The organism is Ornithinimicrobium cerasi (assembly GCF_003702705.1).
GTDB lineage: Bacteria > Actinomycetota > Actinomycetes > Actinomycetales > Dermatophilaceae > Ornithinicoccus > Ornithinicoccus cerasi.
The window spans coordinates 1-22,224 of sequence record NZ_QZMN01000005.1 but is presented as its reverse complement, the minus strand read 5'-3'; the positions used below and the strand labels follow the sequence as shown (position 1 = coordinate 22,224).

Below are 22,224 nucleotides of genomic sequence, written 5' to 3'. Positions count from 1 at the left end.
TCAGTAGCCCTTGTTGAGGACCCGCTCGCGCGCGGCCGCGACGACGCTGCCCGACTGCCGTCGCGCCATCCGCCGCAGCAGCACCGGGGCCACGATCATCCCGACGACGGCCCAGGCGGCGAGGACCGCGAGGGTGACGCCGGCACGCCATACCCCGCCGATCTCGACCACCGCCGCGCTCTCCGGCAGCAGCACCCAGCGGAAGGCGAGGCCGATCCAGTAGAGCGGGCTGGCCTGCGCCACCCACTGGAGCCAGGTCGGCATCGCGGTGACGGGGAAGAAGAGGCTGGAGAGGGCGGCCAGGCCGTAGATCGCGATCATCGACCACGCGAGCCCCATCATCGTGCGGAAGACCGACCCGAGCACGGCGCCCCAGGGCAGCATCGCCGCCACGGCGAGGAGGTAGACGAGCAGCAGCAGGAGCCAGCGGCCGAGGTCGGTCGGCATCGTGCCCGGGAGGAGGATCGAGGCGCCCACGACCATCGGGATCACCGGGACGAGCGCGTCCAGGGGGGTGACGAGGAGCTTGGCGATCAGGTGCCCGCTCATGCCGTGGGGCACCGCCTTGGCGCGCAGGAGGGTGCCGTCCTCGCGCTCGGTCTGCAGCTCGCCGGCCACCCCCATGACCGCCGCGGCGACCGCACCGAAGGCGAGGAAGCCGCTGAGCAGGTATCCCCCGGCGGCGACCTGCCCGCCGGAGAAGTCGACGTCGCGGACGAGGAGGAGGACTCCCAGGACGATGACGACGGTCACGACGCTGCCCAGGCCCGCCGCGGTCGTGTACTTGCGCCGCAGCGTCGTCCCGGCCTGACGCCAGGCGGCCCGCAGCACGGCGCCCGGCACGCCCCGGCCGGTCACCGGGTCACCTCCTGCAGGCTGCGCAGGGAGCCGAGGTCGTCGCCGGCCTCGGCCCGCCGCACGATGTCGAGGTAGACGTCCTCCAGGGACGCCGCGCGCACCTCGACCACCTGGACCTCGCCGCGGCGCGCGGTCAGCACCTCGGTCAGGTATGCCGTGGGGTCCGGCTCGGCGTGCACGCTCACCTCCCCGGTGGTCAGGTCGCGCAGCCGCACCTCGCTGGACCGGGACAACTGCAGGCGCAGCTCGTCGGGGCTGCCGTCGGCGACGATCGCGCCCCCGGCGAGGATGAGGAGCCGGTCGGCCACCTTCTCAGCCTCCGCCAGGTCGTGGGTCGTCAGCAGGATGGTCGTGTCGAGGTCGGCGAGGTCGGCGACAAGGTCGTGCACGTCCCGGCGGCCGGCCGGGTCCAGCCCGGTCGTCGGCTCGTCGAGGAAGAGCAGCTCGGGGCGGCCCACCAGACCGATGGCGACGTCGAGCCGGCGACGCTGCCCCCCGGAGAGCCGGTCGATGCGCTGCCGGTGGTGGTCGGCCAGGCCCACCCGCTCGAGCAGCTCCTCGGTGTCCCACGGGCGCTGCACCTCGGGCGTGGCGTAGGGGGCGTAGTAGGCGCCCATGACCTCCAGCAGCTCGGCGACGCGCCAGGTGCCGTGGTCGCGCCAGCTCTGGAGGACGACCCCCACCCGGGCCCGCCAGGCCTCCGGCGCGTGCGCCGGGTCGACGCCGAGCACCTCCACCTCGCCGGCGCCGGGGCGGCGGAAGCCCTCGAGGATCTCCACCGTGGTCGTCTTGCCGGCCCCGTTGGGGCCGAGCAGCGCGACGACCTGTCCCCGCGGGATGTCGAGGTCGACCGCGTCGAGCACCACCTTCGCCCCGTAGGCCATCGACAACCCCCGGCAGCGGACGACCGTCTCCCCGTACGTAGTCACGCGAGCACGGTAGCAGGACTGCTACATACCGTGGGAGAGTTGCTCAGCGCTCTGGCGGTCCGCCCCGCAGATTTGGGCGGTGTCGAGCCGGTGGGGTAATCTCGATCCTCGCGTGCGTCAGCACGTGGAGGGCCTATAGCTCAGACGGTTAGAGCGCTTCCCTGATAAGGAAGAGGTCACAGGTTCAAGTCCTGTTAGGCCCACCCACCCGCTCGATCACGTCAACCGATCCTGGGAGATGACCATGAGGCGATTCCTCCTCCTGGCGGCGGCCGCGGCCGGCCTGGCCGTCCTGAAGAAGATGCAGGACTCCCAGGCGGAGCGCGACCTGTGGGCCGAGGCCACCGACGACGTGACCGACCCGGGCCAGTAGGTCCGGCAAACTGAACACCCCGCCCGGTCCATCCGGGCACCACGGGGGCGTGGCGCAATTGGTAGCGCACCTGCTTTGCAAGCAGGGGGTTAGGGGTTCGAGTCCCCTCGCCTCCACCCAGGTCAGAGGCCCTTCCCGGGTTCCGGGAAGGGCCTCTTTCGTGCCCGTACCCCAGGGAAGTACTGCAGCAGATGTGCTGCGCAACGCTGTGACCTGCAGGTATGCGGTGGGCAGGGGGTTCTCGCGCACGTGGACGTCAGGTCGGTGGGGCCTCTCAGCTCAGCCGACACCCTCCGGTGTCGAGCACTCCGCGCTGGGCCCCCGGACTTGCGCACGCGGCGTTTACTGCGTAAACATACGTTGTAAGCATTCCGTGAGAAGAGAGAAGTCGTCATGAACAACGCGCTGGACCAGCTGTGGACCACCCTGGTCGTGTACGTCCCGAAGGTCGTCCTGTTCCTGCTCATCATCGTGGTGGGGTGGTTGGTGGCCAAGGCGATCGGCAAGGCCGTCGACAAGGTGCTCGAGCGAGTCGGGTTCGACCGAGCGGTCGAGCGCGGCGGCGTGAAGAAGGCCCTGGCAGGGTCGAAGTACGACGCCTCCTCGATCGTGGGCAAGCTCGTGTACTACACCCTCCTGCTGTTCGTGCTGCAGATGGCGTTCGGGGTCTTCGGGCCCAACCCCATCAGTGAGCTGCTCACCCGGGTGATCGCCTTCCTGCCCAGCGTCATCGTCGCCATCGTCATCATCGTCATCGCGGCCGCGATCGCCGCGGCGGTCAAGGAGCTCATCTCCAACACCCTCGGCGGGCTGTCCTACGGCAACATCCTGGCCAACGTGGCCGCCGTGTTCGTCCTGGGCCTGGGCGTGATCGCGGCCCTCAACCAGGTGGGCATCGCCACCACCGTGACGCTGCCCGTCCTGATCACCGTGCTCGCGACCGTCGGCGGCATCCTCGTCGTCGGGGTCGGCGGTGGCCTGATCAAGCCGATGCAGACCCGGTGGGAGCGCTACCTGGACACCATGGCCACCGAGTCGGAGAACATCAAGGCCGAGGCGGCCAAGGCCCCCTCGCTGAAGGAGCAGGCGCAGCAGGCCAAGGCGAAGGTCGAGGCGGCTGACGCCGGCACCCGTACCGGCCACGGCGCGAGCCCGGCCGACGTGCCGTTCGACCGCGACAAGCACTGAGCCACGGCCAACCCCGAGCTGGGTCGCCACCGGGCACCGCGTCGTGCCAGGTTGCTGGCCAGCCACCGGCAGCGTAAGTTTACGTTGTAAACATCCTCAAGAAGACCGGAGAATCCCCATGATCACCGAAGAGCAAGTTCGCCACCTCCTCGACGACGGCGTCGTCCTGGACGAGTCCAGCAGCAAGGTCGGCAAGGTCGGCCAGGTCTTCCTGGACGACCAGAGCGGCGACCCCGAGTGGGTCACTGTCAGCACCGGGTGGTTCGGCACCAGCGAGACGTTCGTCCCGCTGCAGGCCGCCACCGTCCAGGGCAACGAGGTCCGCGTGCCCTACGCCACGGAGTTCATCAAGAACGCCCCCCGGGTGAACGTCGACGACCACCTCAGCGAGGACCAGGAGGCCGAGCTCTACCGCTACTACGGCATCGACGGCGCCGGCGGCGACGCGTCCGGCCGCCAGGAGAGCGTCGCCCGGGCTGGTGACGTGGACATGAACGTCGGGCACGACACGTCAGGCCCGAACACCGACGAGGCGATGACCCGCTCGGAGGAGCATCTGGACGTCCACACCGAGAGGGTGGAGGCCGGTCGGGCCCGGCTGCGCAAGTACGTCGTGACCGAGAACGTGAGCACCACCGTCCCGGTGCAGCGCGAGGAGGTGCGCCTGGAGCGCGAGCCCATCACCGAGGCCAACCGCGGCCAGGCCATGGCCGGTGGTGAGCTGACCGAGGAGGAGCACGAGGTGGTCCTGTCCGAGGAGCGCGTCGTGGTGGACAAGGAAACCGTCCCGGTCGAGCGCGTCGCCCTGGGCAAGGAGACCGTCACCGAGCAGGTGCAGGTCACCGAGGACGTCCGCAAGGAGCAGATCGAGGCCGACCTCGGCGAGGGCCGCACCGACCGCGCCTGACCACCCCCGCAGCCCCTCACGGCCCCGCCGCCCGACCCGGCGGCGGGGCCGTGACGGGCCCGGCACCAACCAGAGAAATGGACGACCCTAGATGAGCACCAGCACGGGCGAGAACCGCCCCACCACGAGCACCAGCCCCGACCCGACCCCGGGCACCACCCACCGAGACACCGACCGCACCACGATCACCGAGGCGGACCGTCGCATCGTCCAGGAACGGGAGGAGGAGGCCTACGGCGGCATGAAGGTCGGCGCGGGCTTCTTCGGGTGGCTGACCGCCGTCGGCACCACCGTGCTCCTCGCGGCGCTGGTCGCAGCGGCAGGCAGCGCGATCGGCTTCGCCACCGACACCACCGTCGAGGACGCGGCTGCCGACGCCGGTGACAACGCGCAGGCCGTCGGGATCGGCAGCGCCGTCCTCCTGCTGCTCGTCCTCTTCGTCGCCTACCTCGCCGGCGGCTACGTGGCCGGCCGGATGGCCCGCTTCGACGGGCTGAAGCAGGGACTGGCCGTCTGGCTCTGGGCGATCCTGATCGCCGTGGTCGTGACCGTGCTCGGTCTGGTCGCCGGTGACCGGTTCAACGTCCTCTCCCAGCTCGACGCCCTGCCCGCCATCCCGGTCAGCGCCGAGGACGCCACCACCACCGGCATCCTCGCGCTGCTCGCCGTCGCCGTCACCACCCTCGTCGGCGCCGTCCTGGGTGGCCTGACCGGCATGCGCTTCCACCGCAACGTCGACAGGGCCGGCCTGGGCGAGCACCGCTGAGACCTCGGGACCACCACCGCTGAGACCCGGCCGCCCGGCCGCTCCGCCGCGTGGGAGCCTCGCTGAGGGAGCGAGGCTGCCGCGCGGCGCACTGCCCGGCCGGGGCCGAGCACGAGCGCGCGAAGGGATGGGGTTACCGTGGTCCTCGTCTACGCAGTCGACACGCGAGGGGGCCTCCAAGTGGCCGGACCCAGGAGCACCGCGACGCGCACCCGGTTGAGCCGGGACCTCATCGTGGACTCGGCGCTGCGTTTCATCGACACCCACGGCGCCCAGGGACTGACCATGCGCAAGCTGGGGGCAGAGCTGGGTGTGGAGGCGATGGCCCTGTACCGCCATGTCTCAGGTCGCGAGGACCTTCTGGAGGCCGTCGTCGACCATCTCCTGGAAGGGATGCTCCCCAGCCTCGACGACGACCTCACCAGCACGTGGCAGGGCTACCTGCAGACACTGGCGCACCAGGTGCGCGAAGTGGCCAGCGAACACCCCCACGCCTTCCCCCTCGTCGCCACCCGGCACCCCGCCGCTCCCTGGCTGCGCCCACCCCTGCGCCGGCTCGACATCGTCGAGCACTTCCTGGCCACCTTGGGTAGCAAGGGCTTCTCCGACGAGCAGACCGTCGAGGCCTACCAGGCGTTCAGCTCCTTCCTGCTCGGTCATCTCCTGCTGGAATCGGCGCAGCAAGGCGCCGAGACCGGCCCGGTCGAAGAACCCCTCGACGAGGGCAACGCCGACATCCCCGGCAACGACGCCGACCTCGACCTCACGCAGATGCCCACCATCACCCGGCTGCGGCCTCTGCTGAGCCAGGACAAGAGCGCCCAGGAGTTCGAGATCGCCCTGGAGACCCTCATCGACAGGTTCGAGATGTCCCTGAGCCAGTGAGACCGGCGCGGCACTGATTCAACTCAGCTGTCCGCGCGGCAGACGCGAAGCCTGGAGGTGGCCCTGCGCAGCGACGGCGGTCGCGACCCGGCGGGCGGCCTCGACGAAGGGCGCGGGTGCGGCCTCAGCCGCTGCTACCACCGCCTCGGGCAGGCCCGTGCGCAGCTGCTCCACGCGATCCACGGCTTCGGTCGCGCGCAGACCCAGGGAGAGGCCGACCGCCGCCCAGTCCTCGACGGTCACGTCGCGGACGAGCCAGGTGCGCCCCACCTTCATCGAGCTCCGCACCGCCTCGCCCCTCTTCAGGTACGGCGCATAGGACGCGACGTCGTAGAGGGGTGCCAGGGCCACCCGTGGCCCGCGCAGGAGCAGGGAGTAGTTCTTCGCGTGGGCGTCGGTCCCGCCCACCAGGACGTTGAAGGCGAAGGCGTCGAAGAACGCCGACCGCACGGCATCGCGGTCCGCGAGGGTCAGCGTCGACAGGAGCGAGGCGACGTTCTTGACGCTGGGGCCGCCGTCGGACTGGTACTTCTTGGTCGGTGGGTATCTCATGGCCTGCAGCAGGTCTTCCTGATGGAGGCGCAACCACATCCCGTCCTGTCCGCGACCGCGGTCGTAGCGGGTGGAGACCAGCGTCTTGGCCCCGCCGACGTCGACCAGGTCCACCCGGGCGACGCGCAGGCCCAGCAGACCCGCGGCACGCAGGCAGACGAACTGGTTGACGTGCAGGTCCTCGAAGCGGGTGCCGGCGCGGGTCGGCTTGAAGATGTGCGTCGTCGGCGTCGCGTCCTGGGGAACACCCCACCCGCCGTCGTCGAGGCGGTGCAGCGCCACCTTGTTCTGCGCTCCCGCCAGGCTCCATCGTCCGGAACCGGCACCGACGTCCCAGCCGTGGTCCCCCACCGTCAGGCGCAGAAGAAGACCCGAGAGCTCGTCTACGGTGAGCCGGCGGACGTCGCCCGTGCGCCGAGCTGCATCCGGTGGGTCGACGTCGACGGGAAGCACCTGCACGGCCCCCGCGGCATCGCGCCCGACGTGCCGAAGCAGGGCAAACGGGTTGCGCGCTGACACCTCAAACCTACGAGCCCACTCCTCCCGCACGGCGAGGTTGTCCGGGAGGAGCCCCTCGAGCCAGGCGGCGACGACACGGTTCGAGTGCCGCGACCCACTCAGCGGCATCGACAGCGAGAGCGGCGTGGGGTTGGCACGGGCGGTGTAGGAACTGTCGTAGGCAAAGGCAAACGCCCCACCAGGGGTCTGCGCCAGCTGTCCGGCAAGGACGCCGTCGAGGTAGACGTTCAGGAACGCCGTCATGAGCCGTCCTCGAAGAGACCGGCAAACGGGTCATCGTCCGTGGCCTCGGCCACGGGGGTGGTGACCAGGTCGACCGCGAGTCCGAGCGCGGCAAGGACGTCGAGCACCTTGCCCATCTCGGCGGAGGGACCCTTCCCCGCTTCCACGCGGGAGAGCCACTGGCGGGAGACCCCCGCCCGGTCCGCGAGAGCCTGCTGAGTGAGCCCGGCCTCCCGGCGTGCTCGGCGCACCGCCGCACCGACGTCTCGGACCGTCCTAAGCATGCGACCCACCTCCCAACCGTAGATGTCACAGATCTGTGACATCTCGGAATATCACAGTACCGCGACATGTGCATTTGTCGTCGAACCGCGACATCTTCGTTGTCGCACAGGGGGCCACAGCCGGTCTAGCCAACCGAGCCGCCCAGCCGTCCGCCGAGCTCGCGCAGTGCCTCGCGCGTGGCCTGCGACGAGACCTGGGAGTAGACCTCCATGGTCATCGAGATCCGGCTGTGCCGGAGCACCGCCATCGCCACCCGTGGGTGCACGTCGAGCGCGACGAGCAGGCTCGCGCAGGTCCGCCTCGTCGCGTGCACGGGGATAATCGGGACGCCGGCCTTGCCTGCCCGGGTCTTGAACGCCGTATGGAAGTTGCGCGGGTCGAGCGGGTCGCCGAGGCGGGTCGTGAAGACGAGGCCGCAGTCGCCCCACATGTCGCCGGCGGCCACCCGTCGCCGTTCCTCCTCGGCCCGGTGCTGCTCGAGGGCCCGCACCGCGATGTCCGGCAGGGGCAGCGGCGCGTCCGAGGAGGGGGTCTTTGTCCGCCGCCGGAGCAGCTGGCCGTCGACCCGCTGGACCTGCCAGGCGATGTAGGCCTCGCCCTGCTCCAGGTCGACGTCCTCCCACGCCAGGCCGAGCACCTCCCCGCGCCGCAGCCCGAGTACGAGGAGCAGCACGTAGGCCGCATACATCGCGTCCCCGGCGTCACGTGCGGACTCGAGGAAGCGCCGCGCGTCGTCGACCGACCACACGGCTGATCGCTTCGCCCGGGGCACGGGCACGCGTACGAGCGCGGCCACGTTGCGGAACACAAGCTCCTCCCGCATCGCCTGGGTCAGCGCCCCGCGGAGCACCCGCCACGCCTGATGGACCGTCCACTCCGACGCGACCTCGTGGCAGCACTGCCCACGCGCGCAGCACTGCGGCTCCGGCCGGGCGGCGTCCTTGCCCTGAAAGCAGCACTGGCAGCGCACCCTCAGTTCGTTGACCCAGGTCTGGACGTCGCGGACCGCCAGCTTCTCGAGGCTGCGGTCCCCCAGGTCGGGGACGATGTAGAGCCGGGTGAACATCTCGTAGTTGCTCGCGGTGGCCGGCGAGAGCCCGGGCCGAACGGTCTCCGTCAGCCACTGCTCGAGGAAGTCGCGCAGCTTGGGCGAGACCGGGACGACCGGGCCACGCCTTGCCCGCTCGTGCAGGCGCAGCCACTTCTCGTGGACCTCGGCCCTGGTCTTCCCGTAGACGGACTTGCGCTGGCGCCGGCCCGCTGGGGTGGTGATCCACACGTGCGCGGCGAAGCCGTTCCGGTACGGGTAGATCGAGCCCTCGCCGTTCGCCCGCCGGCTCACGGCCAGTCCGCCTCTGCCTCAGCGGCCCGCATGGCGACGTACTCGTCGACCCACGCCGGCAGGATGCGGCGCGACCCACCGTCCTTCAGCGAGCGCAGGTCGCCGCTGATGCACATCATCCGCACCTTGGTCGGTCCGTAGCCGAGCATCTCCGCGACCTCGGCCACGGTGTACCACCGCCGCTGGATCGGGCCGACCGGCGCCTTGCGCCGCTGCTCCGGACTCCCGCTTGCCATCGTTGACATGTCCACTCCCTTCGTCAGGGACCAACCTCCAGTAGGCCAGATCCCGTGCGGACCAGACAGGCACTCGACCGTCCCTGTGGATAACCCACCCGGACGACGAACCTGCCTACCCCCCATAAGCGGACTAGACCCCCCTCCGGGACTCACTTTCTTCAAACTTTTTTCCGAGCAGGTCCGCGACCGACCGACACCCAGCAGCAGCAGATGGAGGACACACCTGGTGCACTCGGCGAAACTCGTGAACCCCTGAGGCTCGCTCGGCCGCATTTGGTATACGTGATGACGTTGCACAAGCTCGCCGCGGGCAGCGGGTACAAGTACCTGACGAAGCAGGTCGCGGCCCACGACGCCACCGAGAAGCGGCAGGTCGGCCTCGCCTCCTACTACGAGGAGAAGGGTGAGACGCCGGGTCGCTGGCTGGGCACCGGCCTGGCCGGGTTGGATCTGACCGAGGGTGACGTGGTGACCGAGGAGCAGATGAAGCTGCTGTTCGGGCAGGGCCGCCACCCCCGCTCCGACGAACCCGAGGCCGCCGCGCGCAGGTGGGGCCAGCTGGGCCGGGCGTTTCCGACGTTCGACGCCACGACGCTGCGGCAGGTGACGGCGCGGGCGTTCAGCGAGCACAACACCAGCCGCGGGCTGGCGTGGAACGCCTCCATCCCGGCGGAGGAGCGGGCTGCAATCAGGACGCAGGTCGCCCGGGAGGCGTTCGAGCAGCGGCACGGCCGGGCACCCGTGGACGAGGCCGAGCTGACGAGGTTCGTGGCGAAGGCGTCGCGGCCGGCGCAGGTGCCGGTGGCCGGGTTCGACCTGACGTTCTCGCCGGTGAAGTCGGTCTCGGCCCTGTGGGCCCTGGCCCCGACCGACGTCGCCCAGCAGGTGGAGGCCGCGCACCAGGACGCGGTCCGCGCCACGCTGGCGCTGCTGGAGCGTGAGGTCGCGTTCACGAGGGTGGGCAAGGGCGGGATCCGTCAGGTCCCCGTGGTGGGGTTGGTGGCGGCGGCGTTCGACCACCGCGACTCGCGCACCGGGGACCCGGATCTGCACACCCACGTCGTAGTCTCGAACAAGGTGCAGTCCCTGCCGGAGGAGGGCGGGCGGTGGTTGACGTTGGACGGGCGGATGCTGTTCAAGGCCAAGGTGATGGCCTCCGAGCACTACAACACCCACCTGGAGGCCGGGCTCGTGGACCGCCTCGGGGTCAGGTTCGTCGACCGCCCGGGGATGGAGGGCAAGCGTCCGGTGCGGGAGATCGACGGTGTCACCCCGGCCCTGCTCAGTGCCTGGTCATCGCGGCGGCAGGTGATCGAGGCCCGGCAGCGCGAGCTCGCCTCGGCCTTCCGTGCCGACCACAGCCGGGCACCGACCACGATTGAGTCGTTGGCGCTGGCGCAGCAGGCGAACCTGGAGACGCGACCGGACAAGCACGAACCCCGCTCCGAGGCCGACCAACGCCAGACCTGGCGCGCGCAGGCCACCACCGTGCTAGCCCACGACGGACGCAGCCCGGAGGAGATGGTCGCATCGGCGGTGGGGGCGGGGTGGGGACGCAACCGGGGACGCGGCCCAGAGACGGGTATCTCTGCAGGTCATCGGGTGGGGACGCTGCCGGGACACCTCCGGCAGCGGCGGGGTGGGGACGTGCGTCCCCAGGTGGTCGCCGCGCGTGTCGTGAAGGTGTTGGAGGGGTCGCGGGCGACGTGGCAGGTGTGGCATGTGCGTGCCGAGGCGCTACGCCAGCTCCGGACCGCGCAGGTGCCGCTGGCGCGGCTCGAGGAGCACGGGCGGGAGGTCGAGCGTTGGGTCCTGCAGGGGTTCTCGGTGCCGGTCGGAGTACCGCCGCAGTTGGGCGAACCTGAGGTGCTGCGCCGCCCGGACGGGCAGTCTGCGCACACGGTGCACGGCGGCCAGGCCTACACCTCGAAGGCGATCCTGGCCGCCGAGGAGGAGCTGCTCGCGCTGGGCCTCCGGCGCGACGGCCGACAGGCCAACCTGGTCCTCGTGGAGGACGTCCTGGCTGCCCAGAGTGGAGATGGGCCGAGCCTGGATCGGTCGCAAGCGACGATGGTCCGCACCCTTGCCATGAGCGGGTGCCGGGTGCAGGTCGCCCTCGCCCCGGCAGGGGCGGGCAAGACCGCTGCGCTGCGCGTGCTGGCCCGGGCCTGGGAGGCCTCCGGCGGCACGGTCCTGGGTCTGGCCCCGACCGCGGTCGCGGCCGAGGAGCTGGGAAGCGCCACAGGCATCGGCGCCGACACCCTCGCTAAGTACCTCCACCAGACCAGCACAGCTGGCCACTCGGCCGCCGACCACGGAGGTGACGCAATCCACGGTGTGGGGCCGGGGACGTTGGTGCTGATCGACGAGGCCGGGATGGCCGGCACCCGCGACCTGGTGGCCGTGGTCCGGCAGGTCGTCGACGTCGGAGGCAGTGTCCGGCTGGTCGGGGACGACCAGCAGCTGGCCGCCGTCGCGGCCGGCGGGATCTTTCGAGACTTGGCCGAGCAGGGGCACGCGCACGGCTCCACCGTCACCCTCACCGAGCTGCACCGGTTCACCGACCCGGCCGAAGGCGCGGCCACCCTTGCGATCCGCGACGGCGACCCCGCCGTCCTGGACCACTACCACGACCACGGCCGGGTCCACGCCGGTGACACCGGGGAGGTGGTCGAGGCGGCGTACGCCGCCTGGAATGCGGACCAGCAGGTCGGGCTGTCCAGCCTGCTGCTGGCCGCGACCCGGGACACCGTCTGTGAGCTGAACCAGCGCGCCCGGCAGGACCGCCTCGACAGCACCGGACAACCGCCCGGACGTGAGGTGACGCTGGGCGACGGCACCCGCGCCAGTGCCGGGGACACGATCATCACCCGCCGCAACGACCGAACCCTGCGCGACCGGGACGGCTCCTGGGTCAAGAACGGCGACCGATGGCACGTCGTCGAAGTCCATCCTCACGGCGCCGTCCTGGTCGAGCGCCACCGTGTCGGGCGTGTCAGCAGGCCGGCTCACGTCACCCTGCCGGCCGGGTACGTGGCCGAGCACGTCCAGCTGGGGTATGCCAGCACCATCCACGGAGCCCAGGGCGCGACCGTCGACACCTCCCACACCGTCCTGACCGGCACGGAGACCCGTCAGGCGCTGTACGTAGCGCTCTCCCGCGGCCGCCAGACCAACCACCTCTACCTCGCCACGCCTCCCGCCTCGCTGGACGGTGTCGGGCCCGAGGTGCAGGACACGGCGATGGAGCCGCGGCAGGTGCTCACCGACATCCTCGCCCGGGACGGCCGTGCGCTGTCCGCCACGACCGTCGAGAGCGGCGACGCGGCTCAGCTGCTGCGCCAAGCGGTGCTGGCCTACCAGGACGCGCTACCGGTCCTGGCCCAGCAGCACCTCGGACGCGAGCGCATGGCGGACCTGGACGACGCGCTCGAGCGGTGGCTACCGGGTCTCATAGAGCAGCCGGCCTACCCGCACCTGCGCGGCCAGCTCGCGCTGCGCTGGGTCGACGGAACCGCACCTCTGGCCGTGATCGAGGAGGCCACCTGGTACCGCGGCAGGCAGAGCCTGCTCGAGGCCGACGACCCTGCCGCCGCCCTCTCCTGGCGCGTCAGCGGCACCACCCCACCATCTCACCGGAACGCCCCCCTGCCCTGGCTCCCCGACGTCCCGCTGGCGCTTCGAGAGGCACCAGATGTGCGTGACTACCTTGACCGCCTGACCGAGCGCGTCGAAGATCTCAAGCAACGGGTTGCCGGCGAGGCGCAGCAGTCAGCAGCGCCCGACCGCGTCTCCTGGCGGCGCGCACTACCGCGGCACGCTCACGACCGCCTGATCGGCGACCTCGCGGTCTGGCGAGCCGCCCATGGCATCCCACCCACCGACGCCGACCCCACCGGGCCGCCCATGAAAGAGCCCGAAGCAGCGAGGCACCAAGCCAGGCTGGCCCGGCGACTGACCGCGCCATCTCCGGTTGTCCGCAGGCCCACGCCAAATGCTGCGGGTGAGCGCCTCCGAGCCAGCCAGCGACGCGCAGAACATCACACTTTCGAGGGTCCTTCGCGCGAGGTTCCGGGCCCCACCCGATGACCGATCCGCAGCGGACGGCGTCCCCTAAGCACCGCCGTGGTCGATACATTGCTGTACCGCCGATGACCGGACGTCTGTACAGACGTCGGGATAGGCCTCGATGCCCAGGCGTTGCCTTCTGTGGCTAGTGGCTACGCACACCTTCATGGCGGCAGGGATATCAAGCCACAATAGTCGGGCGCACCCGCGTGCGATTAGGCGGCCCCAGAATGCCTATAGAGTGACACACCGAACGAAGGTCAACATCTTCGTCCCCTGCACCGGAGCAAATGATGTCGAAGAGGTCCACCCTCGCTTTGGCGACGGTACTACCTGCGCAGCGCTGACGGAGCTCTAGGGGAGGTGGAAAGATGGACGTGCCGCTGTTCCCGCCAAGGTCCCAGCCGTGAGCGAGACACTCGGACCGCCACACGGTTTTTGGTGGAAACTCAGAGCCGAACTCAACCACACCGGTGGCCCACCCCTTCACCACTATCTAGACCTCGCTTCTCTGGTCCCGCTCCTGCTTGTCGCGCTCAAGCAAATCGAGATCAATGGAAGCCTCATAGCCCGCGTGTAGGGCGTTAACGATCACCATTATCAGCAGGGCAATATAGACCCCCAGACCCGCGACTCCGGCGTTGACCAGTTGCTCGACCGACGATTCAGCAGGCAACGCACCCAGGAGAATCACCATGATGGCCGCCACTACGGACGCCCAAACTCCAACCAGTGTGTGGGCAACCGCCGCATGAACCTCACGCCGGGCCCACGATTCCGACGAAGGGCGCTTCGATGCTCGGTTCTCCAACTCTCGACGCCAGCCAGCGAGAAGAGAAAATACTGCCATTAGCACGCCGGCAATCAGAGCGAACCCACCGATTAGGTTGGCCACCGAAGACGACAGGTTCCAAGTCGCGACGTAGGACCAAACGCCCGCTGCGAAAGGCACTAAGTAAAGCGCCACCGCAGTCCAAGTGGGACGCCCACCCGAACCGGTTCGCTGGTTTCGAAGCGCGTCAATGTGCGCCCGAAACGTTGTGATGGGGAGCATCGCGCGAGCCTCCTACCTAACTCTAGTCCGTGAGACCGTCGAAGATATCAGTCCCCTCCGACAGATGGCCCTTGAGCCGGTTCAGCGCTGTCTTCAGCCAGTCCTCATCGCTGCGCTGCAAATCCGTTCTGTCGTAAGTAAACACGTCGCGCGCATTATCCGGCGTTAGAAGTCGAGAATCGCCGTTTTTCTCTGTCACCCGGATACCGCCGGCGTCGAAGTGTGCGCCAGCATCGGCAAGTTGGTCCACGTCCAGCCCGGCGATTTTGGTCAGCTTCGCGACGTACCCCTGTCTGTCATAATTGTCTTCCAGGAACTTCGAGGCCATCTTTCCCAGGCGGGTCTTAACAGCGTTCGTAGTCACGTTCTGGGTCATCTTTCGCAACACGGGAACCCGGGCACCCGGCTTGGTGGGGTGGTGCTCAGTCAATTCTATCTCCACCTTGTCGGCCTTTGAGATCAGCTCACTCAAACGCTGGGCGTCTCCGAGCTGGTAGGCCTTCAAGTTGATCCAGTCGTTCGGCTTGGAGGGGGCGGTCGCCTCCTCATACATAGTCCACGACAACCATTTCATTAGAATGTTTACTGGGCAGCGCGTTCCATGGGTTTCGACCACCGCGCGAGCCTTCGTTCCGTCCGCCGGCATGAGGAGTAGGGCACGAAAACGACCCGACGGAGCACTGCCCTTTAGGTCAATTTCCGAATCGCCGACCGCTCTCGGAAATTCCCCAATGAAGCCGTAATCGAGAACTATGGACACCTTCCTATCGTCAGTGTTCGATTCAACCTTATTGATTCGCATCTGGCTGTAAAGAGTGGTGCTATCAAGGTTTTGCAGGTCAGGCCGTTCCCAAACTGCCGGAGAGCCGGTGTTGGGCAGTCCGGCGAGACGCTCTCCAACTAGTTGCGTGGCTGCGTCGAGGATGTATGACCCCGCCGATTTCTCTGGATCCGACCCCAAGGGGTTTGCGAAATTGAGCATGTCCCTACCGCGGGCATTCTTTACCATGCTCAACTCGAAAACTCTCAGTCCATATCGCGACATTGCGACCCTCCGTCAGAAGTGCGTGATTGGCGAGCGTACGTGAGCCACACTAACCGCAGGCGATAAGCTTCCCAGGAGCAGGACATGGTCTACCGGCAGTGATGGACACCGTGGGCCCAAACCCGTCACGACCACTGGCCGCTTCGTCGCGTCCGGCGTAGCCCTCGACCGCCTAGACCCGCTGCGGCCACGACCTGGCGTAGGCCAGCATGCGGTTGTGCCCCTCGCAGTCGTCGAGGGCCTGCTGCCCACGATCACCTCACCGGCGGTCATCCCTCGATCGTGACGCTGCGCTTGTGCGGGTTCATCCCGATCGCGAGCCGCGGTGACCGCTCGTCCATGCTGTGCTCCCTTGCTCGCGCCAACAACGGTGTGTCGAGCTGGGAGGTCATCTCTACGTACGGCTGGGCATACCCCTCTTGAGGCTCTCGCAGGCCTGGGGGTGACCGGGACGAGGCAAGCCAATTGTGAGCCTTACGCCAGGGGCGTGGGCAGCCAGAAAGAACACGACCGCCCCGGTCACCTGAGACCGAGCCTGACCGGGCCCGATCCTGCCGTGAATGAAGCACGTAGCCGCGTGGAGGACGGCTACGTGCTCTCGTCCGACATACATGATGGCAAGTGCTCCGGTGGTCGTGACTCGTCGTCTGACTGGCGCCCTGCTGGATTGCCCTTGCAAAGATCGGTCCGGCCGCCGGAGCGCCTCACCTAGGTGTACTGACCGGACAGGTTGGTCGAGTCGGTGTGACGACACGGTCTGAGCTGACGTGAAGGGAGGACCTTCCCGCGGTTGAGTGGAACTGCTGAAGGTTCACTCACCAGAAAGGTCCTCCCGATGTCCCACGCTAATGCAGCGCTGACTCCGCGGCACCGTCTCAAGGTCGCCCGGCTTGTCGTCGAGGACGGCTACCCGATCAGCGAGGTCGCGGCTCGTTTCCAGTGCTCCTGGCCCACCGTGAAGCGGTGGGTGGACCGGTACCGGGACGGCGACCGCGAGATGCAGGACCTCTCCTCGCGGCCGCGCACGATGCCGACCAAGACCCGGCCGCAGGTGACCAAGCGGCTGGTGAGCCTGCGACTGCGGCTGCGGGAGGGACCGGTCCAGCTCGCCGCGCGCTGTGGGGTCGCGCCCTCGACCGCCCACCAGATCCTGGTGCGGTGCCGGTTGAACCGGCTGGCCCACGTGGACCGGGCCACCGGGGAGCCGGTGCGTCGCTACGAGCACCCCCACCCGGGGTCGATGATCCACGTCGACGTCAAGAAGCTGGGCAACATCCCCGACGGCGGTGGCTGGCGCTACGTCGGACGGGCCCAGGGCGACAAGAACCGCGCCGGCACCCCGGGCAAGGCCAGGAACGCCCACCACAACCCCAAGATGGGCCACGCATTCGTCCACACCGTCACCGACGACCACTCCCGCGTCGGGTACGCCGAGGTCCACGACGACGAGACCGCCGCCACCGCGGCCGCCGTCCTACGCCGGGCGGTCGCCTGGTTGGGCACGCGCGGCGTCCCCGTCGAGCGGGTCCTGTCCGATAACGGGTCCGCCTACCGCTCGCACCTGTGGCGTGAGACCTGCGCCGAGCTCGGCATCACGCCCAAGCACACCCGCCCGTACCGCCCGCAGACCAACGGCAAGATCGAACGCTTCCACCGCACCCTGGCCGACGGATGGGCCTACGCCCGGCACTACACCAGCGAGACCGATCGCCGCGCAGCCCTACCCGCCTGGCTCCACGCCTACAATCACCACCGGCCCCACTCAGCCTGCGGGAACCAGCCACCCTTCAGCCGATTGACCAACGTCCCCGGTCAGTACACCTAGGGCACCGCCCGGGCGGGTCATGACCTAAGACGAGCCTAGCAAGCCGTCACTTGCTGCGGACGAGGCGGAGCACGGGGCGCTCGTCAGCAACGCCGAGTAGGAAGCGGACCTGCGCTGGGCTGATCCTCAGAGATTCGGCGAGCACGGGAATGGGCGCACCGTGATCGCCGGCCAATTCTGCGGCCTTCTTCAGCAGCGTAGGAACCTCTCCCGGATACGCGCTTGTTGGGTCGGCCAAGGGGTCGGCGATTGTGGATAGGCGCTGGTAGGCCCGCCGTGCCGACGACTCTGTTGTGCGACCGCGCTCGACCATTCTGCGGACGAGTGAGTGCGGTGAGACGCCCCAGGTCCGGCCCAGTCGGTCGAGAGCGGCAAGGTCGAGCCGCTGCGGCAGCGCCGCGTCCATGGCTGCCGCGGGAGTAAGAAACGCGGCGGCGAACTCGTCGGCCTCCTTCTCGATGGCCGCGCTGTGCTCCCCGGAGTCGTTGTGCAGAAGCAGGTGCCCGAGCTCGTGGGCGATCGAGAACCGGTGCCTGAACACGTTCTCGGTCCTGCGCGGGGTCGTAATGATGATCGGGCGGTCGACGATGACGACCGAGAAGGCATCGACGGCGTCGATCTCGGCCAGCGGGCGCACGGCCACGACGATGCCGTGTGACTCGGCCAAGGCGACCAGGTGCTTCACCGGACCGTCGGGCAGACCCCAATGTAGGCGCAATAGGGCAGCAGCCTCGGAGGGAGAGCCCCCTGGCTTGATCCCGGGTAGATCTACCTCGGGAAGCTTGACGTGGCGTTCGAGCGCGAATGTTAGCTCCCACAGCAGCGTCGCGGACGCCAGCGCCTTTTGCCGATCGCTCACGCGGGCCGATCGAAGACTCCGAAAGTGAGCGTGGACGGTGTCCATGCGTGCTAGCGGACGACCCACGCCGAAGAATCTTGGACTCACGTCCAGTGCCTTCGCTAAGCGCTCAAGTACATCGGCGCGGGGGGAGTTGACCCCGGCCTCGTACTGCCCAATGGCTGCGGCGGACACGCCCACCTTCGCGGCCAGATCCGTCTTCGTCACGGACTGCAGAACTCGCGCTTGGGTCAGACGCGCGGGCTCGAAGCGGCCGTAGGTCTGCCCCGAGCCGGACAGATCGAACAGGCTCGGGGTGTCATCGCGCATCCGGATCGGTGCCCTCCTGCTTTCGGGGCTCGACGACGGGTTCGATCGGACTGCCTTCGCTGAACGACTCGACGCCGGGCACCGCAGCGGCCGCGACAAGCTCCGGCTCCCAGATGATTTCATGCCCGTGAAGCCGGACCTTGCCTACGGCATCGAGGTCGGCGACTGCCCATTCGATCGACTGCAACAGTCGAGGTGTCGATCGGACCATGACGAGCACCACTGGCATTGTGTTGCAGACGGCCTCGAGCATGGCCTCGGTCTCGGCTGTGTCCACATCGCCCTCGTTCCACTCCGCCTCGTAGGGAAAGGTGGGCTGGAACAGCATCGTCGGAGGCGGCGGTGCGCCGAAACCCGACTGGCGGGTCGGACTCGACGCGAACTTGCTCACAGCATCTGGGTTGTCCGGGACGCGCCAAACGTAGATCAAGCAACCGTGGACCACCGCGACCTTGTGCCCACCGGGGCTCAGCGTGTGCGATTGGAAGCCGTGCTTCGTCAGCGCGTCGTGGGCTTCGTCTAGTAGATCGCGCCACTGACTCCCGAATCCCATTCCGTAGCGAGACCTCGACACCAAGTGCGCCTCGGCGAACCGACCGTGCACCGACCGCACAACCTCGACGAGCTCGTCACGGACGCCGGGTGCGTTGGCGCCGAGGGCCTCGGCGGGTGATCCTGGAACCACCATGTACCTCCTGAATCCGCGTCCGGAACCGGGGAATCGGCCAGGACTGTGACTTCAGTATGGCACACGATTCGCGCATGACGGCTTCAGTCGCGCGCGAGAGCAGATCCGCGGTTCCCATCCGCTTCTGCCACGCCTGGTTCGTTCACAGTGGACAGCACGTGACCGACTCGGCGCGGGGGGAGGTTCAGAGGAGTCCGAAAGCAGTCGTCCCCACGGCCGCCGCAGAGGCGAGAACAAGGAGTACCCACGACCAGAGCTGAAGCCTCACGCGGTTGTACAGCTCAGCCTCCGCGGGCGACTCTGCAAGGAGCTGTCGAAGTACGCTTTGCGACTTCGCCCACCGGATGGGGTTCCTGCTCGGCCGGTACTCCGTGCGGAAGCCGTCCACAGTATTGAAGCTCTTCGTCCCCTCCGGGTCGAGTTCCTTCAGCCGACTCAGGTTGACGTAGGCCTGCATGAGGGTGCCGCCGAAGGCGGACAGCGACGCGAACAACGGGACGAGGTGCCACATGACGCCATGGTCCTACTTAGGTCCGACATACTGGTCAGCTCCTATCGCACGAACTCCGCACATCCGCTCTTGCCGCACCCGGAACTGCCGCCGGAGTTGCCGAACGTACTCTCGGGCCGCGAGGCGAATGCCTCTTCCCGTCCGCCGTCCAGGGCCGCGAGGCGGATGCCTCATCCCGTCCGCCGTCCAGTGGGAAGATGACGACCCGGCAGCCCAGCACGCCGGGTCCGCTAGGGGGTGCCCTGGGTGCGTTCCCGGACAGCGGGGACATCATGACCTACAACAGCCGCCAGGGCTCCCGCGCCTTCTCTCTGGAGGCCGGAGCGAGGATTCCTCGCTGCCGGAGCTTGGTGCCGGCCCATCGGATGTCGTACTGCCACGTGTAGAAGAGGTCGCCTGCCGCGCGCAGGTCGTCCTCGTGTCTCTGCCACACCGTCTTGCAGACATCAAGTAGGTCTGCCGAGCCGCCATGTTCCCGTAGGGCCTCGACGATCCACGGCTCTAAGACTGATTTGTCAGACATGGAGCGAGCTTCGCAGCTCCCTGGGAGAGAAGCTACTGCGACGCTCCCCCCAGGATGGCAAGGAGACAGTCCTTCCGGTGGGGAGAGTCGGGCGGGTGGTTCAATCAAGCTATGCGCATCTTCTTCACTGGGGGTAGCGGCAAGGCTGGCAGGCACGTCGCGACCTACTTGGCCGAGCGCGGTCATCAGGTCACCAACGCCGACCTCGTGCCCTTGAGGCATCCGGCCGTAGCCGACCTGAGGGTCGACCTCACCGACACCGGCGAGACGTACTCGGCGTTGTCAGGGCTGGCAAGGATGGAGGAGCTGGAGCTGGCGAAGAAGCCTGCCTATGACGCCGTTGTGCACTTCGCCGCGGTGCCGGCGATCCTGATCGCGTCCGACGCAAGCACCTACGCGACGAACGTGCTGAGTACGTACAACGTGCTCGAGGCCGCGACACGGTTGGGTGTCCGCAAGATCGTGTTCGCATCCTCGGAGACCACCTACGGGATCTGCTTCGCTCAGGGCGAGCGGCGACCGCAGTACGTGCCGGTGGACGAAGACCACCCGACCGTGCCGGAGGACTCCTACGCCATGTCCAAGGTGGCCAACGAGGTAACGGCGCGCTCCTTCCAGGCTCGCACCGGTGCCGACGTCTACGGCCTGCGGATCAACAACGTCATCGAGCCGGACGAGTACGCCGAGAGGTTCCCGGGCTTCCTGGCCGATCCGTCGCCGAGGCGTCGCAACATATTCGCCTACATCGACACTCGAGACCTCAGCCAGCTGGTGCAGCGCTGCCTGGAGGTCGATGGGCTCGGCTACGAGGTCTTCAACGTCGCCAACGCGGACATGTCCGTCGCCCTGACGGCCCAGGAGGTCCGGGACCGCTTCTACGGCGGGGTCAAGCTGAATCGTCAGATGGGGCGTGACGAGACTTTCTACTCCATTGACAAGGCCCGCGAGCTCCTCGGATACGCCCCGCAGCACTCTTGGCGCGACGTCTTGCCCGCTCCTCAGGCAGAGGTCTGACGTAGGGCACCGACCGCTGTTCGCCGCCAGATGCATACGCGGCGAAAAGACGCGCTGGGTCGATCATCCCTCGCGGCAAGTGCGGTCCCTTCCGATCGCGCGGAGATTGTGCGCGCACTGCACACCTCCAGCTTGCTTCCCGAGCGAAGGACCGCGCCAGCACGGCTTCGGCGATCGGGCAACGAAGGCGCGGGCGGTGAGTCGTTACCAGACGTCCAGAGCGCCGATGAAGTTCAGTACCGCGGCGCCGGCGAGGGTGGCCAGCACCAGCACGACGCTTCCGTTCGCAACCTGGGCGTTGGCACCTTTAACGATCTGCGCCCTCCCGGCGAGAAGCAGCAGGACAAACACGAGCGCGAGAAGACCGGCGAAGATATTGGAGTCCACAGCGCGAACCTACGGCCGAGCGGACAGCTGGACCGAAATGTGTGCCGAAACACGCCGCACGCGACACTGCAGGGCGGCGCGGAGCTGTTCAGCGCAGCTTCTCATCGCTGATCCAGACGTCGACGGTGTCGACACCGCGCACGATGGGGCCTGCGGAAAGTCCGTGCCGCCCAGCCGGGCGACAGCGGGGAGGTGCACGTCGTCGTTGAAGCGCTCGAGGTCCTCGCGGGTATCCCAAAGTTGCATGACCTGCCAGCCTGCCCTCTGCCGCGCCGTGCCGCCAGCGAAGAAGGCCAGACGAACGAACGCCATGGACATACGCCAACCAGTCTTGGGCAGTCCCTCAGCGGCAGATGAGGATGCGGCATGATGACCCGGTGATTGAGGACAGCTCCCTGACATCGGGTGGTAAGGGTTGGCCGCGCTCCCTGGAGCGTAGTGCTACGGCCGTAGGTCTAGGTGGGGTCGCCGCTTTCCAAGTTGCACTTGCCGCTGGCGCCCCTTGGGGTCGCGCCAGTTACGGCGGCGCTCACGGCGGTGTGCTGCCAAACCGCCTTAGGGTCGTGAGCGCTGGAGCGGCCCTGTTCTATTCGGGGCTCTCTATTGCGGTCGCGAACCGTCACACTTCGGTGAACGTGCGCCGCCAGGTGCTCACTGGCGTCAGTGCGCTCATGGGGGTCGGCGCCATCATGAACGGCATCTCGCCGTCTTGGCCGGAGCGGACCATTTGGACACCTACTACTGCTGTGCTGGCGGCGTTAGCCTGGCGAGCTCGCAGGGACTCCTAAGGACGGTCGCCCTCCCCGCGGCATAGGAAGACGTTTAGCGCTGGGGGTCTGGACGTGGTGACGTCCTCCTGATGCGCTTGTCGGGCTT

Annotated in this window: 21 protein-coding genes and 2 tRNA genes; 10 read left to right on the top strand and 13 right to left on the bottom strand. The window is 68.3% G+C overall.

The features are described 5' to 3' along the window. Positions 1-858 (bottom strand): ABC transporter permease, encoded by an 858-nt coding sequence (locus D4B81_RS06815; RefSeq protein WP_161965024.1) that lies wholly within the window; start codon positions 856-858, stop codon positions 1-3. Then, positions 855-1,787: an ABC transporter ATP-binding protein gene (locus D4B81_RS06810; protein WP_237565864.1), complete on the bottom strand. Its 933-nt coding sequence runs from the start codon at positions 1,785-1,787 to the stop codon at positions 855-857. Before D4B81_RS06810 ends, D4B81_RS06815 begins: the two co-directional genes overlap by 4 nt. A gap of 129 nt (positions 1,788-1,916) precedes the next feature. Here D4B81_RS06810 and D4B81_RS06805 point away from each other — a divergent pair. The 7 genes from D4B81_RS06805 (at position 1,917) to D4B81_RS06780 (ending at position 5,906) form a co-directional block, all read left to right on the top strand. Continuing rightward, positions 1,917-1,990, top strand: a tRNA-Ile gene (locus D4B81_RS06805). A gap of 41 nt (positions 1,991-2,031) precedes the next feature. Next, positions 2,032-2,160 carry a DLW-39 family protein gene (locus tag D4B81_RS18745; RefSeq protein ID WP_220388172.1) on the top strand — a complete coding sequence of 43 codons (129 nt, stop codon included), beginning with the start codon at positions 2,032-2,034 and terminating at the stop codon, positions 2,158-2,160. 43 nt (positions 2,161-2,203) lie between these two features. Then, positions 2,204-2,276, top strand: a tRNA-Ala gene (locus tag D4B81_RS06800). 277 nt (positions 2,277-2,553) lie between these two features. Then, on the top strand, positions 2,554-3,348 hold the full coding sequence (locus D4B81_RS06795; protein ID WP_122261699.1) for a mechanosensitive ion channel family protein: 795 nt from the start codon (positions 2,554-2,556) through the stop codon (positions 3,346-3,348). A 118-nt stretch (positions 3,349-3,466) separates the two neighbouring features. Continuing rightward, positions 3,467-4,255: a YsnF/AvaK domain-containing protein gene (locus D4B81_RS06790; RefSeq protein ID WP_122261698.1), complete on the top strand. Its 789-nt coding sequence runs from the start codon at positions 3,467-3,469 to the stop codon at positions 4,253-4,255. Between the two features lie 91 nt (positions 4,256-4,346). Further along, positions 4,347-5,021, top strand: coding sequence for a hypothetical protein (locus tag D4B81_RS06785; protein WP_122261697.1), 675 nt, complete (start codon positions 4,347-4,349; stop codon positions 5,019-5,021). Positions 5,022-5,201: 180 nt separating this feature from the next. Next, positions 5,202-5,906 (top strand): TetR/AcrR family transcriptional regulator, encoded by a 705-nt coding sequence (locus D4B81_RS06780; RefSeq protein ID WP_237565863.1) that lies wholly within the window; start codon positions 5,202-5,204, stop codon positions 5,904-5,906. Between the two features lie 18 nt (positions 5,907-5,924). Here the strand turns inward: D4B81_RS06780 and D4B81_RS06775 are convergent, their stop codons facing one another. The 4 genes from D4B81_RS06775 to D4B81_RS06760 form a co-directional block, all read right to left on the bottom strand. Next, entirely contained in the window at positions 5,925-7,220 is a 1,296-nt protein-coding gene (locus D4B81_RS06775) for a HipA domain-containing protein (RefSeq protein WP_122261695.1), read from the bottom strand. Further along, complete coding sequence (locus D4B81_RS06770) at positions 7,217-7,483, bottom strand: helix-turn-helix domain-containing protein (RefSeq protein WP_122261883.1); 267 nt, start codon at positions 7,481-7,483, stop codon at positions 7,217-7,219. The genes D4B81_RS06775 and D4B81_RS06770 overlap by 4 nt, the downstream gene beginning before the upstream one ends. A 125-nt stretch (positions 7,484-7,608) precedes the next feature. Further along, positions 7,609-8,826 (bottom strand): tyrosine-type recombinase/integrase, encoded by a 1,218-nt coding sequence (locus tag D4B81_RS06765; protein ID WP_122261694.1) that lies wholly within the window; start codon positions 8,824-8,826, stop codon positions 7,609-7,611. Next, positions 8,823-9,071, bottom strand: a complete 249-nt coding sequence (locus D4B81_RS06760) for a helix-turn-helix domain-containing protein (RefSeq protein WP_237565862.1) — start codon at positions 9,069-9,071, stop codon at positions 8,823-8,825. Before D4B81_RS06760 ends, D4B81_RS06765 begins: the two co-directional genes overlap by 4 nt. A 279-nt stretch (positions 9,072-9,350) precedes the next feature. Here D4B81_RS06760 and mobF point away from each other — a divergent pair, with 279 nt between their 5' ends. Beyond that, the gene (gene mobF / locus D4B81_RS06755; protein ID WP_161965023.1) at positions 9,351-13,154 is read left to right on the top strand and encodes a MobF family relaxase; all 3,804 of its coding nucleotides are present in this window, start codon (positions 9,351-9,353) and stop codon (positions 13,152-13,154) included. 475 nt (positions 13,155-13,629) lie between these two features. On the opposite strand, the gene D4B81_RS18040 is transcribed toward mobF, so the two are convergent. The 3 genes from D4B81_RS18040 to D4B81_RS19135 all read right to left on the bottom strand — a co-directional run bounded on the left by D4B81_RS18040 (position 13,630) and on the right by D4B81_RS19135 (position 15,624). Continuing rightward, positions 13,630-14,187: a hypothetical protein gene (locus D4B81_RS18040; RefSeq protein ID WP_161965022.1), complete on the bottom strand. Its 558-nt coding sequence runs from the start codon at positions 14,185-14,187 to the stop codon at positions 13,630-13,632. Positions 14,188-14,209: 22 nt separating this feature from the next. Continuing rightward, positions 14,210-15,202 carry a hypothetical protein gene (locus D4B81_RS18035; RefSeq protein ID WP_161965021.1) on the bottom strand — a complete coding sequence of 331 codons (993 nt, stop codon included), beginning with the start codon at positions 15,200-15,202 and terminating at the stop codon, positions 14,210-14,212. A 299-nt stretch (positions 15,203-15,501) separates the two neighbouring features. Then, on the bottom strand, positions 15,502-15,624 hold the full coding sequence (locus D4B81_RS19135) for a hypothetical protein (RefSeq protein WP_272914060.1): 123 nt from the start codon (positions 15,622-15,624) through the stop codon (positions 15,502-15,504). 443 nt (positions 15,625-16,067) lie between these two features. Between D4B81_RS19135 and D4B81_RS06740 the strand changes: the two genes are divergently transcribed. Next, complete coding sequence (locus tag D4B81_RS06740) at positions 16,068-17,057, top strand: IS481 family transposase (RefSeq protein WP_122261690.1); 990 nt, start codon at positions 16,068-16,070, stop codon at positions 17,055-17,057. A gap of 46 nt (positions 17,058-17,103) precedes the next feature. Here D4B81_RS06740 and D4B81_RS06735 read toward each other — a convergent pair whose 3' ends face one another. The 3 genes from D4B81_RS06735 to D4B81_RS06725 all read right to left on the bottom strand — a co-directional run bounded on the left by D4B81_RS06735 (position 17,104) and on the right by D4B81_RS06725 (position 19,424). Beyond that, positions 17,104-18,225 carry a helix-turn-helix domain-containing protein gene (locus tag D4B81_RS06735; RefSeq protein WP_122261689.1) on the bottom strand — a complete coding sequence of 374 codons (1,122 nt, stop codon included), beginning with the start codon at positions 18,223-18,225 and terminating at the stop codon, positions 17,104-17,106. Beyond that, positions 18,215-18,913 (bottom strand): hypothetical protein, encoded by a 699-nt coding sequence (locus D4B81_RS06730; protein WP_202613607.1) that lies wholly within the window; start codon positions 18,911-18,913, stop codon positions 18,215-18,217. Before D4B81_RS06730 ends, D4B81_RS06735 begins: the two co-directional genes overlap by 11 nt. A gap of 184 nt (positions 18,914-19,097) precedes the next feature. Beyond that, positions 19,098-19,424, bottom strand: coding sequence for a hypothetical protein (locus D4B81_RS06725; protein WP_122261688.1), 327 nt, complete (start codon positions 19,422-19,424; stop codon positions 19,098-19,100). Between the two features lie 634 nt (positions 19,425-20,058). On the opposite strand from D4B81_RS06725, the gene D4B81_RS06715 reads away from it, so the two are divergent. Then, positions 20,059-20,961, top strand: a complete 903-nt coding sequence (locus D4B81_RS06715) for an NAD-dependent epimerase/dehydratase family protein (protein ID WP_122261686.1) — start codon at positions 20,059-20,061, stop codon at positions 20,959-20,961. 204 nt (positions 20,962-21,165) lie between these two features. Here D4B81_RS06715 and D4B81_RS06710 read toward each other — a convergent pair whose 3' ends face one another. Beyond that, positions 21,166-21,348: a hypothetical protein gene (locus D4B81_RS06710; protein ID WP_122261685.1), complete on the bottom strand. Its 183-nt coding sequence runs from the start codon at positions 21,346-21,348 to the stop codon at positions 21,166-21,168. Positions 21,349-22,224 lie beyond the last annotated feature (876 nt).

What these genes read in the sequence shown, in the direction of transcription:
- D4B81_RS18745 (WP_220388172.1), top strand. Translation starts at nt 2,032, where the DNA reads ATGAGGCGATTCCTCCTCCTGGCGGCGGCCGCGGCCGGCCTGGCCGTC.
- D4B81_RS06795 (WP_122261699.1), top strand. Translation starts at nt 2,554, where the DNA reads ATGAACAACGCGCTGGACCAGCTGTGGACCACCCTGGTCGTGTACGTC.
- D4B81_RS06790 (WP_122261698.1), top strand. Translation starts at nt 3,467, where the DNA reads ATGATCACCGAAGAGCAAGTTCGCCACCTCCTCGACGACGGCGTCGTC.
- D4B81_RS06785 (WP_122261697.1), top strand. Translation starts at nt 4,347, where the DNA reads ATGAGCACCAGCACGGGCGAGAACCGCCCCACCACGAGCACCAGCCCC.
- D4B81_RS06775 (WP_122261695.1), bottom strand. Translation starts at nt 7,220, where the DNA reads ATGACGGCGTTCCTGAACGTCTACCTCGACGGCGTCCTTGCCGGACAG.
- D4B81_RS06770 (WP_122261883.1), bottom strand. Translation starts at nt 7,483, where the DNA reads ATGCTTAGGACGGTCCGAGACGTCGGTGCGGCGGTGCGCCGAGCACGC.
- D4B81_RS06760 (WP_237565862.1), bottom strand. Translation starts at nt 9,071, where the DNA reads ATGTCAACGATGGCAAGCGGGAGTCCGGAGCAGCGGCGCAAGGCGCCG.
- mobF (WP_161965023.1), top strand. Translation starts at nt 9,351, where the DNA reads ATGACGTTGCACAAGCTCGCCGCGGGCAGCGGGTACAAGTACCTGACG.
- D4B81_RS18040 (WP_161965022.1), bottom strand. Translation starts at nt 14,187, where the DNA reads ATGCTCCCCATCACAACGTTTCGGGCGCACATTGACGCGCTTCGAAAC.
- D4B81_RS19135 (WP_272914060.1), bottom strand. Translation starts at nt 15,624, where the DNA reads ATGACCTCCCAGCTCGACACACCGTTGTTGGCGCGAGCAAGGGAGCAC.
- D4B81_RS06740 (WP_122261690.1), top strand. Translation starts at nt 16,068, where the DNA reads ATGTCCCACGCTAATGCAGCGCTGACTCCGCGGCACCGTCTCAAGGTC.
- D4B81_RS06735 (WP_122261689.1), bottom strand. Translation starts at nt 18,225, where the DNA reads ATGCGCGATGACACCCCGAGCCTGTTCGATCTGTCCGGCTCGGGGCAG.
- D4B81_RS06730 (WP_202613607.1), bottom strand. Translation starts at nt 18,913, where the DNA reads ATGGTGGTTCCAGGATCACCCGCCGAGGCCCTCGGCGCCAACGCACCC.
- D4B81_RS06725 (WP_122261688.1), bottom strand. Translation starts at nt 19,424, where the DNA reads ATGTGGCACCTCGTCCCGTTGTTCGCGTCGCTGTCCGCCTTCGGCGGC.
- D4B81_RS06715 (WP_122261686.1), top strand. Translation starts at nt 20,059, where the DNA reads ATGCGCATCTTCTTCACTGGGGGTAGCGGCAAGGCTGGCAGGCACGTC.